The 20,922-nt window shown below is 67.4% G+C and carries 19 protein-coding genes; 10 read left to right on the top strand and 9 right to left on the bottom strand.

The window, feature by feature from the left end; all coding sequences use genetic code 11:
- Positions 1-65: 65 nt before the first annotated feature.
- The 6 genes from MMB92_RS23485 to mnmC form a co-directional block, all read right to left on the bottom strand.
- Positions 66-1,178, bottom strand: a complete 1,113-nt coding sequence (locus MMB92_RS23485; RefSeq protein ID WP_006496328.1) for an NADH:flavin oxidoreductase/NADH oxidase — start codon at positions 1,176-1,178, stop codon at positions 66-68.
- Between the two features lie 210 nt (positions 1,179-1,388).
- The gene (locus MMB92_RS23480; protein ID WP_034201883.1) at positions 1,389-2,099 is read right to left on the bottom strand and encodes a glutamine amidotransferase; all 711 of its coding nucleotides are present in this window, start codon (positions 2,097-2,099) and stop codon (positions 1,389-1,391) included.
- A 28-nt stretch (positions 2,100-2,127) separates the two neighbouring features.
- The gene (locus MMB92_RS23475) at positions 2,128-2,766 is read right to left on the bottom strand and encodes a MarR family winged helix-turn-helix transcriptional regulator (RefSeq protein WP_006489994.1); all 639 of its coding nucleotides are present in this window, start codon (positions 2,764-2,766) and stop codon (positions 2,128-2,130) included.
- A 507-nt stretch (positions 2,767-3,273) separates the two neighbouring features.
- Positions 3,274-4,389, bottom strand: coding sequence for a YbdK family carboxylate-amine ligase (locus tag MMB92_RS23470; protein ID WP_006490006.1), 1,116 nt, complete (start codon positions 4,387-4,389; stop codon positions 3,274-3,276).
- Positions 4,390-4,403: 14 nt separating this feature from the next.
- The gene (locus MMB92_RS23465; protein ID WP_006490002.1) at positions 4,404-5,618 is read right to left on the bottom strand and encodes a cation:proton antiporter; all 1,215 of its coding nucleotides are present in this window, start codon (positions 5,616-5,618) and stop codon (positions 4,404-4,406) included.
- A 672-nt stretch (positions 5,619-6,290) separates the two neighbouring features.
- Complete coding sequence (gene mnmC / locus MMB92_RS23460; RefSeq protein WP_277562963.1) at positions 6,291-8,222, bottom strand: bifunctional tRNA (5-methylaminomethyl-2-thiouridine)(34)-methyltransferase MnmD/FAD-dependent 5-carboxymethylaminomethyl-2-thiouridine(34) oxidoreductase MnmC; 1,932 nt, start codon at positions 8,220-8,222, stop codon at positions 6,291-6,293.
- A gap of 388 nt (positions 8,223-8,610) precedes the next feature.
- Between mnmC and MMB92_RS23455 the strand changes: the two genes are divergently transcribed.
- Positions 8,611-8,889, top strand: a complete 279-nt coding sequence (locus tag MMB92_RS23455) for an HU family DNA-binding protein (RefSeq protein ID WP_006401505.1) — start codon at positions 8,611-8,613, stop codon at positions 8,887-8,889.
- A 129-nt stretch (positions 8,890-9,018) separates the two neighbouring features.
- On the opposite strand, the gene MMB92_RS23450 is transcribed toward MMB92_RS23455, so the two are convergent.
- Complete coding sequence (locus MMB92_RS23450; RefSeq protein WP_020979349.1) at positions 9,019-10,332, bottom strand: GTP-binding protein; 1,314 nt, start codon at positions 10,330-10,332, stop codon at positions 9,019-9,021.
- A gap of 153 nt (positions 10,333-10,485) precedes the next feature.
- Positions 10,486-10,962 carry a lytic transglycosylase domain-containing protein gene (locus tag MMB92_RS23445; RefSeq protein WP_048988784.1) on the bottom strand — a complete coding sequence of 159 codons (477 nt, stop codon included), beginning with the start codon at positions 10,960-10,962 and terminating at the stop codon, positions 10,486-10,488.
- 368 nt (positions 10,963-11,330) lie between these two features.
- Here MMB92_RS23445 and gspD point away from each other — a divergent pair, with 368 nt between their 5' ends.
- Genes gspD through gspF form a run of 3 tightly spaced genes read left to right on the top strand, consistent with a single transcriptional unit; the run spans position 11,331 to position 16,382 of the window.
- Complete coding sequence (gene gspD / locus MMB92_RS23440) at positions 11,331-13,664, top strand: type II secretion system secretin GspD (RefSeq protein ID WP_077019835.1); 2,334 nt, start codon at positions 11,331-11,333, stop codon at positions 13,662-13,664.
- 5 nt (positions 13,665-13,669) lie between these two features.
- Positions 13,670-15,160, top strand: a complete 1,491-nt coding sequence (gene gspE / locus MMB92_RS23435) for a type II secretion system ATPase GspE (RefSeq protein ID WP_306172258.1) — start codon at positions 13,670-13,672, stop codon at positions 15,158-15,160.
- A gap of 4 nt (positions 15,161-15,164) precedes the next feature.
- Positions 15,165-16,382: a type II secretion system inner membrane protein GspF gene (gene gspF, locus MMB92_RS23430; RefSeq protein ID WP_060213113.1), complete on the top strand. Its 1,218-nt coding sequence runs from the start codon at positions 15,165-15,167 to the stop codon at positions 16,380-16,382.
- Between the two features lie 31 nt (positions 16,383-16,413).
- Here the strand turns inward: gspF and MMB92_RS23425 are convergent, their stop codons facing one another.
- Positions 16,414-16,824 (bottom strand): type II secretion system protein N, encoded by a 411-nt coding sequence (locus MMB92_RS23425; RefSeq protein ID WP_006496338.1) that lies wholly within the window; start codon positions 16,822-16,824, stop codon positions 16,414-16,416.
- Between the two features lie 175 nt (positions 16,825-16,999).
- Between MMB92_RS23425 and gspG the strand changes: the two genes are divergently transcribed.
- From gspG to gspL, 6 genes are all read left to right on the top strand, one after another.
- Complete coding sequence (gene gspG, locus MMB92_RS23420; RefSeq protein WP_012492990.1) at positions 17,000-17,452, top strand: type II secretion system major pseudopilin GspG; 453 nt, start codon at positions 17,000-17,002, stop codon at positions 17,450-17,452.
- Between the two features lie 39 nt (positions 17,453-17,491).
- On the top strand, positions 17,492-18,061 hold the full coding sequence (locus tag MMB92_RS23415) for a GspH/FimT family pseudopilin (protein ID WP_006491630.1): 570 nt from the start codon (positions 17,492-17,494) through the stop codon (positions 18,059-18,061).
- 2 nt (positions 18,062-18,063) lie between these two features.
- Complete coding sequence (gspI, locus tag MMB92_RS23410) at positions 18,064-18,465, top strand: type II secretion system minor pseudopilin GspI (protein WP_058902309.1); 402 nt, start codon at positions 18,064-18,066, stop codon at positions 18,463-18,465.
- Positions 18,443-19,144 (top strand): prepilin-type N-terminal cleavage/methylation domain-containing protein, encoded by a 702-nt coding sequence (locus MMB92_RS23405; protein ID WP_102898891.1) that lies wholly within the window; start codon positions 18,443-18,445, stop codon positions 19,142-19,144. Before gspI ends, MMB92_RS23405 begins: the two co-directional genes overlap by 23 nt.
- A gap of 2 nt (positions 19,145-19,146) precedes the next feature.
- Positions 19,147-20,256, top strand: a complete 1,110-nt coding sequence (gene gspK / locus MMB92_RS23400; RefSeq protein ID WP_060213158.1) for a type II secretion system minor pseudopilin GspK — start codon at positions 19,147-19,149, stop codon at positions 20,254-20,256.
- A gap of 26 nt (positions 20,257-20,282) precedes the next feature.
- On the top strand, positions 20,283-20,922 hold a 640-nt coding region (gene gspL, locus MMB92_RS23395; protein WP_277562962.1), incomplete at its 3' end, for a type II secretion system protein GspL.

Raw genomic sequence — 20,922 nt, 5'->3', positions numbered from 1 at the left:
TCACCCGCATCCTACACGTTCAAGATTGCTTCGTTCAACATCGCGCGCAATATTGCGCGATGTCCTCAGCGCTGGCCGAATGCGACGTCGCCGAACAGCGCCTTGTGCTCGCGCGGCTGCGAGCGCCAGTATTGCGGCGGCGCCGTCACCTGCGCGCCGAGCTCGGCCGCCGCGTGCCACGGCCAGCGCGGGTCGTACAGCATCGCACGCGCCATCGCGACGAAATCGGCATCGCCGGCCTCGATCAGCCGGTTCGCGTGCGCGGGCTCGTTGATCAGCCCGACCGCGATCGTCGGCATGCCGACCGCGCGCTTCACGGCCTGCGCGAACGGCACTTGGTAGCCGGGCGACAGCGGAATCTTCTGCAGCGGCGACACGCCGCCGGACGACACGTCGATCCAGTCGCAGCCGCGGCGCTTCAGTTCGTGCGCGAACGCGATCGTATCGTCGAGCTCCCAGCCGCCTTCGACCCAGTCGGTCGCGGACACGCGCACGCCGACCGGCCGGTCTTCCGGAAACGCCGCGCGCACGATCTCGAAAATCTCGAGCGGAAACCGCATCCGGTTGTCGCGCGAGCCGCCGTATTCGTCGGTGCGCTGATTCGCGAGTGGCGACAGGAACTGATGCAGCAGGTAGCCGTGCGCCGCGTGTACTTCGATCGCATCGATGCCGAGCCGCGCGGCACGCTTCGCCGACGCCGCGAAGGCTTCGCGGATGCGGTTCAGGCCCGCGGCATCGAGCGCGAGCGGCGGCGTCTCGCCGTCCTTGTGCGGCACGGCCGACGGCCCATGCGGCAACCAGCCGCCATCGGCGACCGGCACGAGCTGGCCGCCCTCCCAGGGCGCCGCGCTCGACGCCTTGCGCCCCGCATGCGACAACTGCATCGCGATACGGACCGGCGAATGCTTGCGGATCGCGGCGAGCACCGGCTTCAGCGCGGCTTCGGTCACGTCGTCCCACAGGCCGAGGTCGCCATGCGTGATGCGCCCGTCGGGTTCCACCGCGGTCGCCTCGATGCACAGCAGCCCCGCGCCCGACAGCGCGAGATGGCCGAGGTGAATCATGTGCCAGTCGGTCGCTTCGCCGCGTTCGGCCGAGTACTGGCACATCGGGGAAATCACGATCCGGTTCGGAAGGGTCACGCCGCGCAGCGTGAACGGAGAAAACAGCGCAGTCATGGAAGCCGCTCGTCAGGAAAGGGGAAGAGCGGACGAGCGTAGCACGCACGCCTGAAGCGCGCAGATGGCGCGATCGGCAGTAAGCGGATGGTCAGGTACGGCCGGCCGGGCGCCGGCAGTGCGCGGAATGCGCGGTGTACGGCGAGGCGCCGGCCCGCAACGGATGCGGGTCGGGCCGAACCTGTGCAGCGGGCGGAGCCGCCCGCGACGTCAGAGCCCGACGCTGCCGAGCCACTCCGCGAACATGCGCCGTGCGGCCGCCTCGAGCACGGGCCCGTGCTGCGCGGTATCGGCACGCAGCTGGCGCGCGTCGACGCCGGGCGTCGCGGTGATTTCGCCGGCGTTCGCGATCAGCCACGGTTCGAAGCGATCGGTGCGGATCTCGGGATGACATTGCAGCGCCAGCACGTGCTGCCCCCAGGCGAAGGCCTGGTGGCGGCAGGCCGGCGTCGACGCGAGATGGATCGCACCGCCCGGCAGGTCGAACGTATCGCCATGCCAGTGCAGCATCGACGTCGTCGCGCCATCGAGATGGCGCAGCGGCGATGCACGGCCGGCGTCGGTGAGCGTCAGCGGCGCCCAGCCGAGTTCGTGCTGCGCGGCCGGATAGACGCGCGCGCCGAGTGCCCGCGCGATGAACTGCGCGCCGAGGCAAATACCGAGGATCGGCAATCCCGCGTCGATACGCTGGCGCACGAGCGCCAGCAGCGGCGCGATCGTCGGATACTGCGCATCGTCGTACACGCTGAGCGGCCCGCCGAGCACGACCAACAGCGACGGCTCGAGCACGTCCAGCACCTCGACCCGCGACGATCCGACATCGACATAGCGCACCCGTCGACCGCGTTCGCCGAGCACCTGCTCGAAGCTCCCGAGATCCTCGAAATGCACGTGGCGGATCGCCACGACTTCAGCGTTCATCATCGGCCTCCCGGTCGATCGACGGACGTCAGCCTGCGAAAATCTTCCAGGTCTTCTTCTGCGTCGCCGCGTCGGCTTCTTCCTGCACCGAGCAGTCGAGACGCAGATCGCTGTCGGACATCGCGATGTCGAGCGCCGCGCAGTGATGCACGGTCTTCTTCGACGGCTTGCCCGGCTGGAAATGCGTGCACGTGAGGCACATGCGCTGCGGCGGCGTCGCACCGGCCACTTGCAGCTCGCGCAGCGTCTTCAGCAGCGCGCGATACAGCGTGCCCTGCTCGTCCGCGCCGAGCTTGCCGACCGCTTTCGTCAGGAATTCAGGCCACTGCAGCGCCTTCTTCGCGGCCGTGCGGCCACGCGCCGACAGGCGCACGGCCAGCGCGCGGCCGTCGTCCAGCGCACGGCGCTTCTCGACGAGCCCCTTCGTCTCGAGCGTGCTGACCGCATCGCTCGTGGTAGCCGCGGTGAGCTGCGTCTCGCGCGCGATCTCGCCGAGCCGCATCGGGCCCTTGCGCTGCAGCAGCAGCACGAGAATCTCGCCCTGCGTCGGCGTGAGGCCAGCGCCTTCCGCCCAATCCCATGCCTCGCTCCGCATGGCCGTGCTCAACCGCAGCAAGCTGTGGGTCACACGTCCCGCAGCCTGGTTCCCGTAAACGCCTTCGCTCATAGTCTTTTCGCTTTGCCGCCGCCCGGATTGCCGAGCAGCCGTAGTGTGGAGATCGAATGTCTATCTCAAAACAGACACACTCTCTCGAGTGCGTCAGCACGGCCGTCGCGAGGCACACGCGGCGGTCGCGTTCGCGGCGACCGGAGAGACACGCGTCGTTCCGGTGTCCGCAAAGCCGACATTCTAAGCGAGAGCGGAAAATCGCACAGCTAAGTTATCCCCTGCATTCTGTGGAAAATCACTGGATAACCGTCATTTTTCGTTGTGCGCGCAATGTCGCGCGCCCACAAAACGGGGCGCGCCGGCATTGTCCTGTTCGAATCGGCCATCGGCCGCATGGTAATGGTCCACCGGGTTATCCCGCCTGCAGAGCGTTGACTTTGCAGTGGAATATCGGGTTATCCACAGATTTTGAGGACGCCTGGCAACGATTTCGGCGGGACACGGCGCCGAGCGCCGTTCAGCGAATCCCGGTTCGGTCGATCCTGCAATCTGCAAAACATTTTTTCACTCACGCCAACGTAAGCACTGCTGCCGGACCGTCTCGTTCAGCGATTTTTCCTGTTTGAAAACGGTTCTCAACCACGATGCGTCGTTCACGCGCGCCTTCGCGAGCGCACCGATTTCGTCGAGCGCCGCGCGCGAGCCTAGCGCGGCTGCATGCGGCGCGATCCGGTCAAGCGTGTCGAGGATGTCTTCCGCGATCGTGCGGCGCTCACCCGTCTGAGGATTCACGCAGGTGCCTTCGAGCCCGAAGCGGCACGCTTCGAAACGGTTGAACGTGTAGACCAAGTAGTCGTCCTCCGACAGCTTCAGCGGCCGGTCGGTCAGCAGGTAACGCGCGAGCGTCTGGATGTAGCAGGCGATCGCCGCGGCGCGATCGACCGACAGCGGCGTGTCCATCACGCGCACCTCGATCGTGCCGTAGCCGGGCTTCGGCCGGATGTCCCAGTAGAAGTCCTTCATCGAGTTGACGACGCCCGTGTTCACCATCTTCGTGAAGTACTCCTCGAAGCTGTCCCAGGTGAGCACGAACGGCGCGCGGCCTGACAGCGGGAACGCGAAGACCGAATTCAGGCGTGCCGAATGGAAGCCCGTGTCGACGTTCTGCACGAACGGCGACGACGCGGACAGCGCGATGAAGTGCGGAATGAAGCGCGACATCGAGTGCAGCAGGAACAGCGCGCTGTCGGGATCGGGACAGCCGATGTGCACGTGCTGGCCGAACACGGTGAACTGTTTCGCGAGATAGCCGTACAGCTCGGAGATGTACTGGAAGCGCGGCGCATCGTAGATCTGCCGGTCGCTCCATTGCTGGAACGCATGCGTGCCGCCACCGGCCAGCCCGACGTTGAGCTGGTCGGCCGCCTTCACGAGCACGTCGCGGATCGCATGCAGCTCGCTGACGGCCTGCTCGTGCGAATGGCAGATGCCGGTCGACAGCTCGATCATGCTTTCGGTGATTTCCGGCGTGATGTTGCCCGGAAAGGTCTCGCCCTGGATCAGGCGCATCAGGTCGGATGCCGCTTTGGTCAGGTCGTAGTTGTGCGTGTTGACGACCTGGATCTCCAGTTCGACGCCGAACGTGAACGGTTCGGAATTGACGAAGGTTTCGAGTGCCATGGCAGGTTCCGGAATCAGTTGCCGTCGCTGCGTTCGCCGACCGCCGACAGGCAGCGATAGACGACGAACGGGCTGACGAGCTGCAGGATCACGATCGAGCACATCACGATCGCGCGCAGGTGCGGGTCGAAATTCGGATAAAGCTGGTAGGTATCGTCGACGAGCAGGTACGACAGCGCGGACATCGGCGTGAGCGCGATGCCGAGCGCGACGCCCTGCTTCATCCCGAGGCCGCTCGGCTTCGCGAACGCGACGACGCCGGCCAGCTTCGCGACGAGCCGCGTGACGATCAGCACGATCGCGAGCAGCCCGCCGAGCGCGATGTCGCCCCACGTGAACGACGTGAGCGTCAGCACGAACAGCACCACCGTCAGCAGCCAGCCGGCCGTGCCGAAATGCTCGGGCCACAGTTGCGGCCGTGCTTCGAGGTTCTTCACGATGATGCCGGCGAGCAGCAGCGTGAGCAGCGTCGACAGCTTCAGCGCCTGCGCGACGGCGATCGCCAGCATCACAAGCCCGAACAGCGCGACGAACGAATGCTCGTCGCGCATCGTCGCGGTCATGTGACGGAACAGGTAATTGCACGAACGCGCGACGAGATACGCGACGATGAACGAACCGGCGAGCAGGTAGAGCGGCTGCAGGATCGTCGCGAACACGTTGCCGTACGCTTCCTGGTGCAGCCAGCTCGTGACGAGCTTGGTCAGCACGATCGCATACACGCTGTTGAGCGCGGTGAGCGTGATCAGGCGTTGCGATACCTGCCCTTCCGCGCGCAGTTCGGTCTTGAGCTGGATCACCATCGACGGCGACGTCGCGATCGCGATCGCCGACAGCACCAGCGCGACCATGCCCGATACGCCGAGCGCGAGCATCACGAACAGCACGAGCACGAAGGTCAGCGTGGCTTCCGCGAGACTCGACGCGACGAGCCACGGATTGCGCCGGATCCAGCGCAGGTCGAGGCGGCTGCCGAGTTCGAACAGCAGCAGGCCGAGCGCGACATCCATCAGCAGCCGCGAGGTTTCGTCGGTGCTCGCGTCGATCACGCCGAATCCGAACGAACCGGCGATCAGGCCGATCACGGCATAGCCGGTGATGCGCGGCAGGCGCCACGCGCGATAGCACAGCTCGCCGCACAGGCCGGCTGCGAACAGCGCGAGCCCGGCCCAGAACACGGCATCCGGCGTAAGCGGCCAGTTGGGCAGGAATGAGAACGCCGACTTCATCGTGGTGACTTCTCCTTTGGAAGCAACCGCCAGCGACGCGGGGTCAAGCGACAGGAATGGATGCGCGCCGGCTGGGTATCGCCCCGAATGTGATTGTTGTGCTCGACGACGGCGGTACATGGGGTCCGCCTGTTCCACCACAGGGCGGAACGTCGTTCAGGTTGCCGATCTGGATTGTCGGCCTGATGTGTGAACGGACTGCGCAGTCTCGAGGATTCTGATTCGAAATCGTGCCGACCGTTCCATTGAAGCATGTCCGGCGCCTGGCCGAACGAACGCGAAGGAAACCGATTGTGCCACAGCTTTTTCGCTCCGGAACCGATTGAATCGACTCGCGGCGCTGTGCGGCACCGCAGGTCTTTGGTTTCAAAGGTTTACTTGTATATATACGTAGTAGAAGTTAACAAAGGACGCACAGTTCTGTGGATAACTCCGGTTTACGCTGGCAGATCAAGGTGTTGGCGAAACCATAACCGGTTGCACAGGCTGTTCGTGCACAGACATTTGAGTTGAGCAACTTTCGGGCCGCTGCACAGCTGTGCCGAGTTGCCCAGTTTACGTCCACTGTGATTACACACGAAGTGCGTGCGGATTCCGCGCGGTTATCCACAGCATCGCGTGGATAACCTTGCGCGGGAAAATCGGGAAACTGTGACGCAGGCGTGCGACCGGTCAGCCGGTCGAACCGACGCGGCGGGCGCGCAGTGCGCGGATCAGGAAGCGGGCGGGATCGATCGCGTCGGCGAGCTCTCGCTCGAGCGGCCAGGGTTCGCCTTCGAGTTGCGACGCGATCAGTTCGGCGCCGAGCGCCGCCCACACGAGCCCGCGCGAACCGAAGCCGAATGCGCCGTAGAGGCCCGGCATGCGCGGCAGGTCGCGCGCCTGCGCACCGCCCAGCGCGCGTGCGTTCGCAACGGCCTGCGCTTCGTCGGCGAGCGGGCCGACGAGCGGCAGGCGATCGCCGACGACCCAGCGGAACGCCACGCGGCCGCGCAGCGTGGCGGGATCCGGCCACTCGCCGATCAGGCCCGGCAGCAGGCGCCGCACGCGCTCGAGGTTTTCGGCGTGGCCGGCCGCGCGCATCGCGGGATCGGTGTCGTCCGGCTCGAAGGTGGCGCCGATCAGCAGCGTGCCGTCGTCGAGCGGGATCGCGTAGCCGTCGCCGATCGCCGGGCACGGCAGCGGCGCCGTCGTGCCCGGCGGCAGCAGCGTGAGCTGGCCGCGCACCGGTTGCAGCGCGACGTGCTGCAGTCCGGCAAGGCGCGCGGCGTCGCCCGCGTTCGCGAGCACGACGACGGGCGCGTCGGCCAGCGTGGCGCCCGTCTCGTCGAGCGCATGCCAGATGTCGTCCCGCCGCTCGAGCCGCGCGACGCGGGTGGACGCAAGCAGGCGCACACGCTCGCCGGCCGCCGTGCATTGCGCGGCGCACAGCCCGGCCGGCCAGACGGCGCCGCCGTGCGGAAACAGCAGCCCGCCATGCGCGACCGGCAGGTTCAGGTGCGCACGCGCGGCATCGGCGTCGAGCAGCGTCACGTAGTCGGATGGCGCACCGAAGGCATCGAACGCGTCGCGCATCCGCGCGAAATCGTCGGCCGATTCGGCGAGATGGATCATCCCCCGCGTGCTGCGTGCGAAGACATGGCCCGCACGTTCGAGGGCTCGCCAGCGTGCGATCGCGTGCAGGAAGCCGCCGCGCGTGAGCCGGCTCGCGACGTTGTCGTCGCGCGTCATCAACGGATGGAAAACGCCGGCCGGATTGCCCGACGCGTCGCGCGCGATTCGTTCGTGCCGCTCGATCAACGTGACGTCCCAGCCGCGCGCGGCCAGACGTTCGACCACCGCGCAGCCCGCGAGGCCCGCGCCGATCACGATCGCGCGGCGTACTGCAACGGGCAATGCATGCGGCGGTTCGTGCCGGCGCGCGCGCCAGCGTGGCGCATATTCGCCGACGAGACGACCGTCGACTTCGCGGAACGTGAAACCTGTCTCGCCGAGCGCGTGTTTCACGGCATCGGACGTTGCATGCGTCGCAAACGTCGCGTGCTCGCCGGCCATTTTTGCGAGCGCGCGAATTCCGTCGCTCGATGCCGCGGCGCCATCGAGAAAAAATGCATCGGCGCGCGCGACGAGCTTCTTCGACAGCTCGATCGCATCGCCGAACGCGAGCGTGAGCACCACGCGCCCTGCGTCGAATTCGAGCCGGTGCAGGCCCGGCACCAGCATCGGCCATGCATCGATCAATGCGTCGACGTCTGCCGATATGGTTGTGTCTGCAACCATATGCGACACCGCGCGGCGCAGGTCGTCGCGCGACAACGGGTGCGGTTCGACCGCGACGACGTGCAGCCGTTCGCAGCGCTCAGGATCGTCGCGCCACGCGGCCCATGCGGCGAGGAAGCCGGCGCCCGCGCCGAATCCCGTCGTGACGATTGTGAACGTTCGGCGGCGCTGCCAGCGCGCGGGCAGCCCGTTGCCCGCGACGAACGCGCGATGCGCGTGCGCGAGCGTGCCGGATGCGCCGCGATGGAGCGTGCCGAACTCGGGCGAAACGAGCGTGCCGTCGTCGCGAAGCGCGAGCGTGGCGGAAACAAGTCGGTCGGGCATGCGAAACAAAAAACGTGGCAGCCAAGCCTGGCAAGGGATTGCGGGAGGCCGTCCGACGGGCCGTTGGGAAAAGCCAACGGGGCGGCGGTCGGGCGGACCGCGCTGCGTATCCTGTCCGGTTGGCGCAGGTCAAAAAACGGGCAATCGACGATTCATTCGGCGAAATACCGATGAAAATCTTTGAAACCCTTGTCGTTATTGGGTTTGCGCTGCGCTATCATAGCAACGCCGTACCGCGGGGTGGCCGCCGGCAAGCCGGAGGGCGCGTCGCGCGGGCCAGGATTCGGCGCTGTGTCGTCGGAGTCTGACTCTCGACGGCACGGTTCGCGCACGTATAATCGGCGCGTTCGCGCTGTTCGTGTCAACCTAACCTGATAAAGGAACCTTAATGAACAAACAGGAACTGATCGACGCCGTCGCCGCCCAAACGGGCGCCAGCAAGGCTCAAACCGGCGAAACGCTGGACACGCTGCTCGAAGTCATCAAGAAGGCCGTGTCGAAGGGTGATGCGGTTCAGCTGATCGGCTTCGGCAGCTTCGGTTCGGGCAAGCGCGCAGCACGTACGGGCCGCAACCCGAAGACGGGCGAAACCATCAAGATCCCGGCAGCCAAGACGGTCAAGTTCACGGCTGGCAAGGCGTTCAAGGACGCCGTCAACAAGCGTTAAACCCGCGCCTGTTCCAGGAAAAACCCGCCTCTCGGCGGGTTTTTTGTTGGGCGCGCGCGGCATTTTCGCCACAGTTCGCGCCGCTCTTGCAAAAGTTAACGGTTACTTTTACAAGCCGTTACCAAGCGATCATGCGTGCACGATCTGCGTGTCGCCGTGATCGTCGTCGTCGTGCGAATCGACATCCCACGCCGGGAACGGATCGTCGAACGCCGCCCATCCCGCCGCGCCGAGCGCGAACTCCGCATCGGTCAGCAGGCACGCATCGAGTTTCGCGCGCCACGCGTCGGCGTCGAGCGCGATGCCGATCAGCACGAGTTCCTGCCGGCGATCGCCGACCGTGCGATCGTCGAGATCGCCCAGCCATTCCGTGCGGATTTCGGCGAGCAACTCGTCGTCGTCCGGCCATTCCGCGCGATCCTGCGCCGCCCACCACAAGCCTGCCGGGCCATGCCGGCACACGCCGCCCGCCTGCGACAGCGAGCCCGCGATGTCGTTGCGCGTCGCGAGCCAGAAGAAACCCTTGCTGCGCAGCACGCCCGGCCACTCCTGATGCAGCAGCGCCCAGAGTCGTGCCGGGTGAAACGGCCGGCGCGCGCGGTAAACAAAATTGCCGATTCCGAATTCGTCGGCTTCGCCGTGCACGTGCGCATGATGGTCGTCATGGCAGTCGGGGTCGTCGCAATGCGTGTGATCGTGATCGAGCGACGCGAGCCAGCCCGGCGCGTTCGCGGCTTCGTCGAAATCGAAGCGGCCGGTGTTCAGCACTTCGTCGAGCGGCACGTTGCCGAACGTCGACACGACCTGGTGCGCGCGCGGATTGAGGCGCGCGAGGATGTGCTGCAGGCGCGCGAGATCGTCCGCGCCGACGAGGTCGGCCTTGTTGATCACCAGCACGTCGCAGAATTCGATCTGCTCGATCAGCAGTTCGACGAGCGTGCGGTCGTCGTCTTCCGACGCGGCGATGCCGCGCGTCGCGAGCGCGTCGTCGGAGCCGTAGTCGCGCAGGAAGTTGTACGCGTCGACCACGGTGACGAGCGTGTCGAGCCGCGCGATGGACGACAGCGACGCGCCGTCGTCGTCGACGAACGTGAAGGTTTCGGCGATCGGCATCGGCTCCGCGATACCGGTCGATTCGATCATGATCGCGTCGAAGCGGCCTTCGGATGCAAGGTTGCGGATCTCGACGAGCAGATCGTCGCGCAGCGTGCAGCAGATGCAGCCGTTCGACATTTCGACGAGGCGTTCCTCGACGTGCGACAGCGCCTGCGCATCGCGCACGAGCGACGCGTCGATGTTGACCGCCGCGAGATCGTTGACGATCACCGCGACTTTCAGGCCCGCGCGGTTCGCGAGGACGTGGTTGAGCAGCGTGGTCTTGCCGGCGCCGAGGAAACCGGACAGCACTGTGACGGGCAACGGCTGTTTCATTGCCGGATTCATGATGATATGCACCAACGGAAAAGATGAAAAAGCGGCCGCGGCGCCCTGCCGGGGCGCGATCGGCCCGCGCACGGGCCAAACGGCGGCGTCAGCCCGCATTGTGCATCAAACGCGCGCGGCCGGCCCGGCGCCGGCCGGTGACGCGGCGCAGAATCACTGCGCGGCTTGAGCGGCTTGAGTGGTCTGCGCGGGCGGCAGCAGCTTCCATTGCGTCAGGATGCCGGCGATCTGCCGCGCGTACTTGTCGCGCAGCGATGGCGTTTCCGAATGATAGGCGCCGACTGCCTGCCACGTGTTGCCGTAGCGATTCATCTTCTGCTTGAGATGCCACGCGGCGATGTACACGTTCTTGCACGGCTCCATCAGCGTGTCGCGGCCGATCCCATAGCGCGACAGCGTCGGCAGGTGGATCGAATTGATCTGCATCAGGCCGTAGTCGACCGAGCCGTTGGTGTTCTTGTTCAGCGCGCCGGGCCGGTTGCGCGACTCCTGCCACGCGATCGCGCGCAGGATCAGCGGATTGACCTGCTGATATTTGGCCGCTTCGTCGAAACAATCGGCGCGTGCGTTGCCGCTGGCGAACCACGCGCCGGCGGCGATCAACGCGATCGAAGCGAACCGTCTGTTCATCGTGCGGAAACGAAAAGGAATTGCGCGAAGCTCGGGAAAACCCGTGCCTGTTATTAGTGCGACGAGAAACGCGCCGCCCGTATCATACCGGCAGACCGTCAGATTGCGACAGGCAGGAATACGGCAGCCCGGTTATACCGCATTTCCGTGTCGGTTCATCGCGAAAACAAGGGAGAGGGCCGGCATGCGGAGGGCGACGCGGATCCTTACATATTGCATACGATTCGCCGGACGCATGTCGTATGTGAGACAGTCCTCGGATCAATGTGATATTTCGGACATGAAAAACTGCTAATGTCGCCTCTTTCGGACTTGGATCCCAGCACTACCGCCGGAAGTGGCCTGAGCCGGCATCGACCCATTCATCCATGACAAGAAATCGCTTCGTTATGCGGCGTGTTGCCACGACCCTGCTCGTGGCCGGCATCATCGTCTCGCAGGCCGCCTACGCTCAGGTCACGCTCAATTTCGTGAATGCGGATATCGACCAGGTCGCGAAAGCGATCGGCGCCGCGACCGGCAAGACCATCATCGTCGACCCCCGCGTGAAGGGGCAGCTCAATCTCGTGGCCGAACGGCCGGTGCCGGAAGACCAGGCGTTGAAGACGCTGCAGTCGGCGCTGCGCATGCAGGGCTTCGCGCTCGTGCAGGATCACGGCGTGCTGAAGGTCGTGCCGGAAGCCGACGCGAAGCTGCAGGGCGTGCCGACCTACGTCGGCAATGCGCCGCAGGCGCGTGGCGACCAGGTGATCACGCAGGTGTTCGAGCTGCACAACGAATCGGCGAACAACCTGCTGCCCGTGCTGCGGCCGCTGATCTCGCCGAACAACACGGTGACGGCCTACCCGGCGAACAACACGATCGTCGTGACCGACTATGCGGACAACGTGCGCCGCATCGCGCAGATCATCTCGGGCATCGACAGCGCCGCGGGCGCGCAGGTGCAGGTCGTGACGCTGCGCAACGCGAACGCGATCGACCTCGCCGCGCAGATGCAGAAGATGCTCGACCCGGGTGCGATCGGCAACAGCGACGCGACGCTGAAGGTGTCGGTCACGGCCGACCCGCGCACCAATTCGCTGCTGCTGCGCGCATCGAACGGGTCGCGCCTCGCGGCCGCGAAACGTCTCGCGCTGCAGCTCGACGCGCCGAGCGCGGTGCCCGGCAACATGCACGTCGTGCCGCTGCGCAACGCCGATGCGGTGAAGCTCGCGAAGACGCTGCGCGGGATGCTCGGCAAGGGCGGCAACGACAGCGGCTCGTCGGCGTCGTCCAACGATGCGAACAGCTTCAACCAGAACGGCGGTTCGTCGGCGAGCGGCAACTTCTCGACCGGCACGTCGGGCACCCCGCCGCTGCCGTCGGGCGGCCTGGGCGGCTCGTCGTCGTCGTCCTACGGCAGCGGTTCTTCGTCCAGCGGCGGAATCGGCAGCGGCGGCCTGCTCGGCGGCGACAAGGACAAGAGCGGTGACGACAACCAGCCAGGCGGGATGATCCAGGCCGACTCGGCCACCAACTCGCTGATCATCACCGCGTCCGATCCGGTTTACCGGAACCTGCGCTCGGTGATCGACCAGCTCGACGCGCGGCGCGCGCAGGTCTACATCGAAGCGCTGATCGTCGAACTGAACTCGACGACGCAGGGGCAACTCGGTATCCAGTGGCAGGTCGCGAGCGGCCAGTTCCTCGGCGGCACGAACCTGGCCGCGGCGGCCGGCAACGTCGCGGGCAACAGCATCATCAACCTCACGACCGGCACCGCGGGCAGTACCGGCGCCGGCCTCGCGGCCAATCTTTCGGGGCTGAACCAGGGGCTCAACATCGGCTGGCTGCACAACATGTTCGGCGTGCAGGGCCTCGGCGCGCTGCTGCAGTATTTCTCGGGCGTGAGCGACGCGAACGTGCTGTCGACGCCGAACCTGATCACGCTCGACAACGAGGAAGCGAAGATCGTCGTCGGCCAGAACGTGCCGATCGCGACCGGTTCGTACTCGAACCTGACGAGCGGCACCACGAGCAATGCGTTCAACACGTACGATCGTCGCGACGTCGGCCTGACGCTGCACGTGAAGCCGCAGATCACCGACGGCGGGATCCTGAAGCTGCAACTCTATACGGAGGACTCGGCGGTCGTCAGCGGCACCACCAGCGCGCAGACCGGTCCGACCTTCACGAAGCGCTCGATCCAGTCGACGATCCTGGCCGACAACGGCGAGATCATCGTGCTCGGCGGCCTGATGCAGGACAACTACCAGGTGTCGAACAGCAAGGTGCCGCTGCTCGGCGACATCCCGTGGATCGGCCAGCTGTTCCGTTCGGAATCGAAGCAGCGGCAGAAGACGAACCTGATGGTGTTCCTGCGCCCGGTGATCATTTCCGATCGCAGCACCGCGCAGGAAGTCACGGCCAACCGCTACGACTACATCCAGGGTGTGACGGGCGCGTACAAGTCGGACAACAACGTGATCCGCGACAAGGACGATCCGGTCGTCCCGCCGATGCCGATCGGTCCGAGCCAGGGCGGCACGCCGGCCGGCAACCTGTTCGATCTCGACAAGATGCGTCGCCAGCAGTTGCAGCGCCAGGTCGCGCCGGTGCCGGCCCAGCCGTTGCCGGAAGCGACGCCCGCGCAGCCGCAGGGCGTGCCGCAGCAGGCGGTGCCGGCCCAGCCGCTGACCACCGCACCGGGAGCCTCGCAGTGAGCGACGTGCTCGCGTCTTCCGCCCACGACGGCGCGCCGGGCGAACGCCAGCCGCCGTCGCCGCTCGCCGCGCGCCTGCTGCCGTACGGCTTCGCGAAGAGCGGCCAGGTGCTGATCGCGCATCAGCTCGACGACACGCTCGAGGTGTGGATCAGCGAACGCACGAGCGACGCCGCGCTCGCGGAAATCGCCCGCAACTTCGGCTCGATCGCCGTGCATCGCGTGCCGGCCGACGAGCTCGCGCAGGCGATCAACCAGGCGTACGCGCGCCAGGACGGCAGCGCCGCGCAGGTGGTCGGCGAGGTCGAAGGCGAAGTCGACCTGTCGCGGCTGATGCAGGACATTCCCGAAGTCGAGGATCTGCTCGAATCGGAAGACGACGCGCCGATCATCCGGATGATCAACGCGTTGCTCACGCAAGCGGCGCGCGAACAGGCGTCGGACATTCACATCGAGCCGTTCGAGAATGCGTCGGTCGTGCGCTTTCGCGTCGACGGCACGCTGCGCGACGTCGTGCGCCCGAAGAAGGCGCTGCATGGCGCGCTGATCTCGCGGATCAAGATCATGGCGCAGCTCGACATCGCGGAGAAGCGCCTGCCGCAGGACGGCCGCATCACGCTGCGCGTCGGCGGCCGGCCGGTCGACGTGCGGGTGTCGACGCTGCCGACCGGGCACGGCGAGCGCGCGGTGCTGCGTCTGCTGGAAAAGGACGCGCAGCGCCTGAACCTCGAAGCGCTCGGGATGGGCCGCGACACGCTCGTGCAGTTCGACAAGCTGATCGGCCGCCCGCACGGCATCGTGCTCGTCACCGGCCCGACCGGTTCGGGCAAGACGACCACGCTGTACGCGTCGATGTCGCGGCTCGAGACCGCGACGACCAACATCATGACCGTCGAGGACCCGATCGAATACGACCTCGCCGGCATCGGCCAGACGCAGGTGAACGAGCGGATCGGGATGACCTTTGCCCGCGCGCTGCGCTCGATCCTGCGCCAGGACCCGGACGTGATCATGATCGGCGAAATCCGCGACCTCGAAACCGCGCAGATCGCGGTGCAGGCGTCGCTGACGGGCCACCTCGTGCTCGCGACGCTGCACACGAACGATGCGGCGTCCGCGGTCACGCGCCTGACCGACATGGGCGTCGAGCCGTACCTGCTCGCGTCGTCGCTGCTCGGCGTGCTCGCGCAGCGCCTGGTGCGCCAGCTCTGCCCCGTCTGCAAGGAAGAGCGGCACGAGGAAGGCCGCACCGTGTGGCATCCGGTCGGCTGCGACAAGTGCGGGCATTCGGGCTATTCGGGCCGGCGCGGGGTCTACGAACTGCTGCTGGTCGACGAGTCGATCCGCACGCTGATCCACCGCAATGCGGCCGATGCCGAGATCCTCGCCGCCGGCCGCGCGGAAGGCATGCGCACGCTGCGCGACGACGCGGAGCGCTGGCTCGCGTCCGGCGCGACGTCGCTCGAGGAAGTGCTGCGCGTGACGGGAGGCGCATAGCGCGATGCCGGCATTCCGTTTCGAAGCGATCGATGCGGCGGGGCGCGCGCAGAAAGGCGTGATCGATGCCGACAGCGCGCGTGCCGCGCGCGGCCAGCTGCGCACGCAGGGACTCACGCCGCTCGTCGTCGAGCCGGCCGCGAGCGCGACGCGCGGCGCGCGTTCGCAGCGGCTCGCGTTCGGCCGCAAGCTGTCGCAGCGCGAACAGGCGATCCTCACGCGCCAGCTCGCGAGCCTGCTGATCGCCGGGCTGCCGCTCGACGAGGCGCTCGGCGTGCTGACCGAGCAGGCCGAGCGCGACTACATTCGCGAACTGATGGCCGCGATCCGCGCCGAAGTGCTCGGCGGCCATTCGCTCGCGAATGCGCTGGGCCAGCATCCACGCGATTTTCCGGAAATCTACCGCGCGCTGGTCGCGGCGGGCGAGCACACCGGCAAGCTCGGCATCGTGCTGTCGCGCCTCGCCGACTACATCGAGCAGAGCAATGCGCTCAAGCAGAAGATCCTGCTGGCGTTCACGTATCCGGGCATCGTTACGCTGATTGCGTTCGGCATCGTCACGTTCCTGCTGAGCTACGTCGTGCCGCAGGTCGTCAACGTGTTCGCGAGCACGAAGCAGCAGCTGCCGATCCTCACGGTCGTGATGATGGCGCTGTCGGAGTTCGTGCGGCACTGGTGGTGGGCGATCCTGATCGCGGTCGCGCTCGCCGTGTGGTTCGTGAAGGCGACGCTGTCGCGCGCGGGGCCCCGGCTCGCGTTCGATCGCTGGGTGCTGACCGCGCCGCTCGCGGGCAAGCTCGTGCGCGGCTACAACACGGTGCGCTTCGCGAGCACGCTCGGCATCCTCACCGCGGCCGGCGTGCCGATCCTGCGCGCGCTGCAGGCGGCCGGCGAGACGCTGTCGAACCGCGCGATGCGCGCGAACATCGACGATGCGATCGTGCGCGTGCGCGAAGGCTCCGCGCTGTCGCGCGCGCTGAACAACGTGAAGACGTTTCCGCCGGTGCTGGTGCACTTGATCCGGTCGGGCGAAGCGACGGGCGACGTGACGACGATGCTGGACCGCGCGGCCGAAGGCGAAGCGCGCGAGCTGGAGCGCCGCACGATGTTCCTGACGAGCCTGCTGGAGCCGCTGCTGATCCTCGCGATGGGCGGCATCGTGCTCGTGATCGTGCTGGCCGTGATGCTGCCGATCATCGAGCTGAACAACATGGTGCAGTGACGCTGCGGCCCGTTTGCCGGGCCGCCATCGTTCAGCGCATGTAGATCGCGGGTGACGGCGTGTTCGCCGGGAGCTGGATTTCGGCGCGGGCGCCGTTGCGGTCGATGATGATCGAGCGCGGGCGGACTTCGGCGAGCTTCGCGCCGGACGTGACGTCCGCGCCGAGCGACACGGCGCGCGGCGGTTCGCCGCCGACGCCGACGATCGCGGCGCCGCCGTGGTCGAGCGCGAGAATGCCGAACAGGTGGATGTCCTGGACGGGATTCTTGTCGAGCTGGCCGCCGAAGAGCGCCGCGGCGTCCTCGGTGCGGATCGGCAGCCGCGCGGCGGCGGCTGGCAGCGGCGCCTCGCGGGCCGACAGCGTGACGACCCAGTAGGTGGCCGTCGCGCACAAACCCGCGAAGAGGGCGAGGGAAAGGATCCGGATCGAGAGCGCGTTCATGCGCGCTATTGTACGGATGTATGTGAAATTTGCGTTGAGTGAAAGCCCTCGGCGATGCGCGCCTTACAATGCGTGCTCCGCGCCCGCCGGTCCGGAAGGTTGCCGTCAGGCAATCGTCCGGTGCGCCGGGTGCGTCACTCAATCGACGACATTTTTTGGAAAGAGGTAGTCAGTCATGCAAACGTGGATCACTCGCCGCAACGCGGCCGTGCGTCGTCAGCGCGGTTTCACGCTGATCGAGATCATGGTGGTGGTCGCGATCCTCGGGATCCTGGCGGCGCTGATCGTGCCGAAGATCATGAGCCGCCCGGACGAGGCGCGCCGCATCGCCGCGAAGCAGGACATCGGCACGATCATGCAGGCGCTCAAGCTGTATCGTCTCGACAACGGCCGCTATCCGACCCAGGAGCAGGGCCTGAACGCGCTGATCCAGAAGCCGACCAATGATCCGATCCCGAACAACTGGAAGGACGGCGGCTATCTCGAGCGCCTGCCGAACGATCCGTGGGGCAACGGGTACAAGTACCTGAACCCGGGCGTGCACGGCGAGATCGACGTGTTCAGCTACGGCGCCGACGGCAAGGAAGGCGGCGAAAGCAACGACTCCGACATCGGCTCGTGGCAATAAGCCGGCGCTGATCGCCCCGACGCTTCATTCCCGTTCTTCATGCTCGCCATTCGCACGACCTCCCGCTGCGGCCGCGATTGCCGTGTGCGTCGCGGTGCGGTGCCGTCCGCACCGGCAGGTGCCGATGGCGGCTCGATGAAGCACCGCGCGGCGCGGCGTCGCGCGCGCGGTTTCACGCTGCTCGAAATGCTGGTCGTGCTCGTGATCGCGGGGCTGCTGGTGTCGCTCGCGTCGCTGTCGCTGACGCGCAATCCGCGCACCGACCTGCGCGAGGAAGCGCAGCGCATCGCGCTGCTGTTCGAGACGGCCGGCGACGAAGCGCAGGTGCGCGCGCGGCCGATCGCATGGCAGCCGACCGCGCACGGCTTCCAGTTCGACGTGAGCTCGCCCGACGGCTGGCGCACGCTGCGCGACGACCTGCTGCGCCCGCGCGACTGGGATGGCGGCGTCACCGGCGCGGACATCGATTACCCGGGGTCGGATACGCGCGCGAGCCGAGTCGTGTTCGGCACCGAGAGCATCGACACGCCCGTGCGCGTGACGCTGCATTCGGCCGCCGGCAGCGCGACGATCGTCGGCACCGGCAACGGCCGCTACGAGGTGCAATGACGATGCGTCGTCGCCTGCCCTTCTCCGTTTCTTCATCCCGCGGCTTCACGATGATCGAGGTGCTGGTCGCGCTCGCGATCATCGCGGTCGCGCTCGCCGCGTCGATCCGTGCGGTCGGCACGATGGCGACCAATGCGTCCGACCTGCATCGCCGGCTGCTCGCCGGCTGGAGCGCAGACAACGCGCTCGCGCAGCTGCGGCTCACGCATGCGTGGCCGGAAGTCGGCGAGCAGAGTTTCGACTGCTCGCAAGGCAACGTGCAGCTGGTCTGCACGCAGCGTGTGAGCACCACGCCGAATCCGGTGTTCCGGCGCGTGCGGATTTCGGTGAGCATGCCTGGCCGCGCCGGCGTGCTCGCGCAGATGGTGACGGTGGTCGCGAATGAAACCAGCCGTCCACTCTGACGCGCCGATGCGCCGCCCGTCCGCCCGCCCGGCGCGCCTCGCCACCCGCGGCTTCACGCTGATCGAGCTGATGATCGCGATCGCGATCCTCGCGGTGGTCGCGATCCTCGCGTGGCGCGGGCTCGACCAGATCATGCGCGGTCGCGACAAGGTCGCGGCCGCGATGGAAGACGAGCGCGTGTTCGCGCAGATGTTCGACCAGATGCGCATCGACGCGCGGCTCGCCGCGACCGACGACGAAGCCGGCCAGCCGGCGATCGGCGTCGCCGGCAATACGCTGCAGATCGTGCGCGAACTCGACGTGCCGGGCGTCGCGCCGCGGCTGCAGGTGGTCCGCTACCGGATCGCCGGCGGGCGCGTCGTGCGCTATGCGTCGCCGCCGATCGACGACACGAACCGGCTGCGCACCATGCTGAAGGACAGCAGCGTCGAAGGCTGGAGCTGGGTCGCGCTGATGGGCGGCGTCGGCGCGATCGACGCGAAGCTGTATGTGCCGCGCGTGGGCTGGACCACCAACCTGCAGACGGCCGACGAAGCGCTCGCGCAGAACAACGACGCGCTCAAGGTGCCGCAGATCGGCAACGCGCCGCCGGCGCGCGCGGTGACCGGGCTGCAGGTCAGCATCGGCGCGACGTCGCTGCGCGTGCCGGTCACGCGCATCTTCCTCGTCGGGGAATGACGATGCGTGCGCGCCCACTCCACCGAATGCCTGCCCGCCGTCAGCGCGGCGCCGCGATCATCACCGCGCTGCTCGTGGTCGCGCTGTCGGCGATCCTCGTGTCGGGGATGCTGTGGCGCCAGCAGGTGCAGATCCGCCGGATCGAGAACCAGCGCGTGATCGCGCAGGCGCAGTGGGTCGCGCGCGGCGCGCTCGACTGGACCCGGATGATCCTGCGCTCCGAAGGCGATACGGCGCCCGGCATCACGTATCTCGGCGGGATCTGGGGCGTGCCGATCGCGAAGACCAAGCTGTCGGATTTCCTCGGCCGAATCGGCGCGCCCAACGACACCGACGCCGAAGACACTTACCTGTCCGGCTCGATCGAGGACGCGCAGGCGAAGTTCAACCTGCGCAACCTCGTGTCGTCGCCGGCGCCCGGCGTGCTGCAACTGAACGTCACGCAGATGCAGGCGTTCCAGCGCCTGCTGACGACGCTTGGCTACGACAGCGCGTTCGCGAAGCGCATCGCGCTGCAGGTGCGCGCGGGCCTGCTGCATTCGGCCACGCGGTTCCAGATGCCGAACCTGCCCGGCGGCGGCGGCACCGCGGCGAACGCCGCGACCGCGCCGGTGACGAGCGGCGACATGCAGGGCAGCGGCTTCACCGACGATCCCGGGATGGCCGGCGGCGACCGCGGGCCCGCGCCGCTGATGATGACGCGCGTCGACAGCCTGCTCGACGTCGACGGCGTGACGCCCGAGATGGTCGCGCGGCTGCGCCCGTTCGTCACCGTGCTGCCGACTACCACGCCCGTGAACATGAACACCGCGCCGGCCGAAGTGATCGCGGCGCTGATACCGGGGATGAGCGTGTCGTCCGCGCAGGCGCTCGTGTCGCGCCGCGAGACGGTGTTTTTCCGGAACGTCGGCGACGTGCAGCTCGCGCTGCGCGGCGCCGGCGCGCCGCCGAACGTGACGATCGACTCGAGCCTCGTCGACGTCAATTCGAGCTATTTCATCGTGCATGGCCGGATCCAGCACGAACGCGCGGAGGTCGACCGCACCTCGCTCGTGTATCGTGATCCGACCACGCACTCGACGCGGGTCGTGCGCATCCGCGACCAGCTATAACGACGCCAATCGGGAGAGGAGCTCTTGTGAGCACGTTGATTGTTTCTTTGCCGCCGCGCGAGCCTGCCGTGCCGTTGCAGGAATGGCAGTGGCCCGAGCTGCCGTTCACGCTCGTCGACAAGGCCGGCCAGGTGCAGCGCGCGGGCCGCGCCGCGCTCGCGCTGCTGCCGCGCGCGAACGCGACGGTGCTGATCGTCGCCGCGCGCGACGTGCTGCTGCTGGCCGCGACCGTGCCGCCGCTGAAGGGGCCGAAGCTGCGCCAGGCGCTGCCCAACATCGTCGAGGATCAGCTGATCCAGGACCCGCTCGGCTGCCACATCGCGCTCGATCCGGCCGCGCTGCCCGACGGGCGCCGCGTGCTGGCCGTCGTCGATCGCGCGTGGTTCCGCACGATCTGCGACGCGTTCACCGCGGCCGGTCACCGGCACCTGAGCGCGGTCCCCGCGACCCGCTGCCTGCCGGCGCCGCGCGCGTCGGCCCACGCGGCCTCCGCCGTGCCGGCCGACGGCGAGGCGACCGACGCCGCCGCGCTCGTCGCGGACGTCACCGAGCCGCCTGCCCGCCCGGCGACCGTCGCCGCGGTGCTCGGGCTCGCGACGGCGGTCGAACCGGTGCTCGTCGAAGCCGGCGCGCTGCCGGCGACGGCCAGTGCAAGAAACGGAACAG

Source organism: Burkholderia sp. IO2 (genome assembly GCF_029522185.1).
Taxonomy (GTDB): domain Bacteria; phylum Pseudomonadota; class Gammaproteobacteria; order Burkholderiales; family Burkholderiaceae; genus Burkholderia; species Burkholderia cenocepacia.
The sequence above is the reverse complement of the archived record's forward strand: the minus strand, read 5'-3'. Positions and strand labels throughout refer to the sequence as shown.

Coding starts and splice junctions, on each gene's coding strand:
- MMB92_RS23485 (WP_006496328.1), bottom strand. CDS start 1,178: ATGACTGCGCTGTTTTCTCCGTTCACGCTGCGCGGCGTGACCCTTCCG.
- MMB92_RS23480 (WP_034201883.1), bottom strand. CDS start 2,099: ATGAACGCTGAAGTCGTGGCGATCCGCCACGTGCATTTCGAGGATCTC.
- MMB92_RS23475 (WP_006489994.1), bottom strand. CDS start 2,766: ATGAGCGAAGGCGTTTACGGGAACCAGGCTGCGGGACGTGTGACCCAC.
- MMB92_RS23470 (WP_006490006.1), bottom strand. CDS start 4,389: ATGGCACTCGAAACCTTCGTCAATTCCGAACCGTTCACGTTCGGCGTC.
- MMB92_RS23465 (WP_006490002.1), bottom strand. CDS start 5,618: ATGAAGTCGGCGTTCTCATTCCTGCCCAACTGGCCGCTTACGCCGGAT.
- mnmC (WP_277562963.1), bottom strand. CDS start 8,222: ATGCCCGACCGACTTGTTTCCGCCACGCTCGCGCTTCGCGACGACGGC.
- MMB92_RS23455 (WP_006401505.1), top strand. CDS start 8,611: ATGAACAAACAGGAACTGATCGACGCCGTCGCCGCCCAAACGGGCGCC.
- MMB92_RS23450 (WP_020979349.1), bottom strand. CDS start 10,332: ATGAATCCGGCAATGAAACAGCCGTTGCCCGTCACAGTGCTGTCCGGT.
- MMB92_RS23445 (WP_048988784.1), bottom strand. CDS start 10,962: ATGAACAGACGGTTCGCTTCGATCGCGTTGATCGCCGCCGGCGCGTGG.
- gspD (WP_077019835.1), top strand. CDS start 11,331: ATGACAAGAAATCGCTTCGTTATGCGGCGTGTTGCCACGACCCTGCTC.
- gspF (WP_060213113.1), top strand. CDS start 15,165: ATGCCGGCATTCCGTTTCGAAGCGATCGATGCGGCGGGGCGCGCGCAG.
- MMB92_RS23425 (WP_006496338.1), bottom strand. CDS start 16,824: ATGAACGCGCTCTCGATCCGGATCCTTTCCCTCGCCCTCTTCGCGGGT.
- gspG (WP_012492990.1), top strand. CDS start 17,000: ATGCAAACGTGGATCACTCGCCGCAACGCGGCCGTGCGTCGTCAGCGC.
- MMB92_RS23415 (WP_006491630.1), top strand. CDS start 17,492: ATGCTCGCCATTCGCACGACCTCCCGCTGCGGCCGCGATTGCCGTGTG.
- gspI (WP_058902309.1), top strand. CDS start 18,064: ATGCGTCGTCGCCTGCCCTTCTCCGTTTCTTCATCCCGCGGCTTCACG.
- MMB92_RS23405 (WP_102898891.1), top strand. CDS start 18,443: ATGAAACCAGCCGTCCACTCTGACGCGCCGATGCGCCGCCCGTCCGCC.
- gspK (WP_060213158.1), top strand. CDS start 19,147: ATGCGTGCGCGCCCACTCCACCGAATGCCTGCCCGCCGTCAGCGCGGC.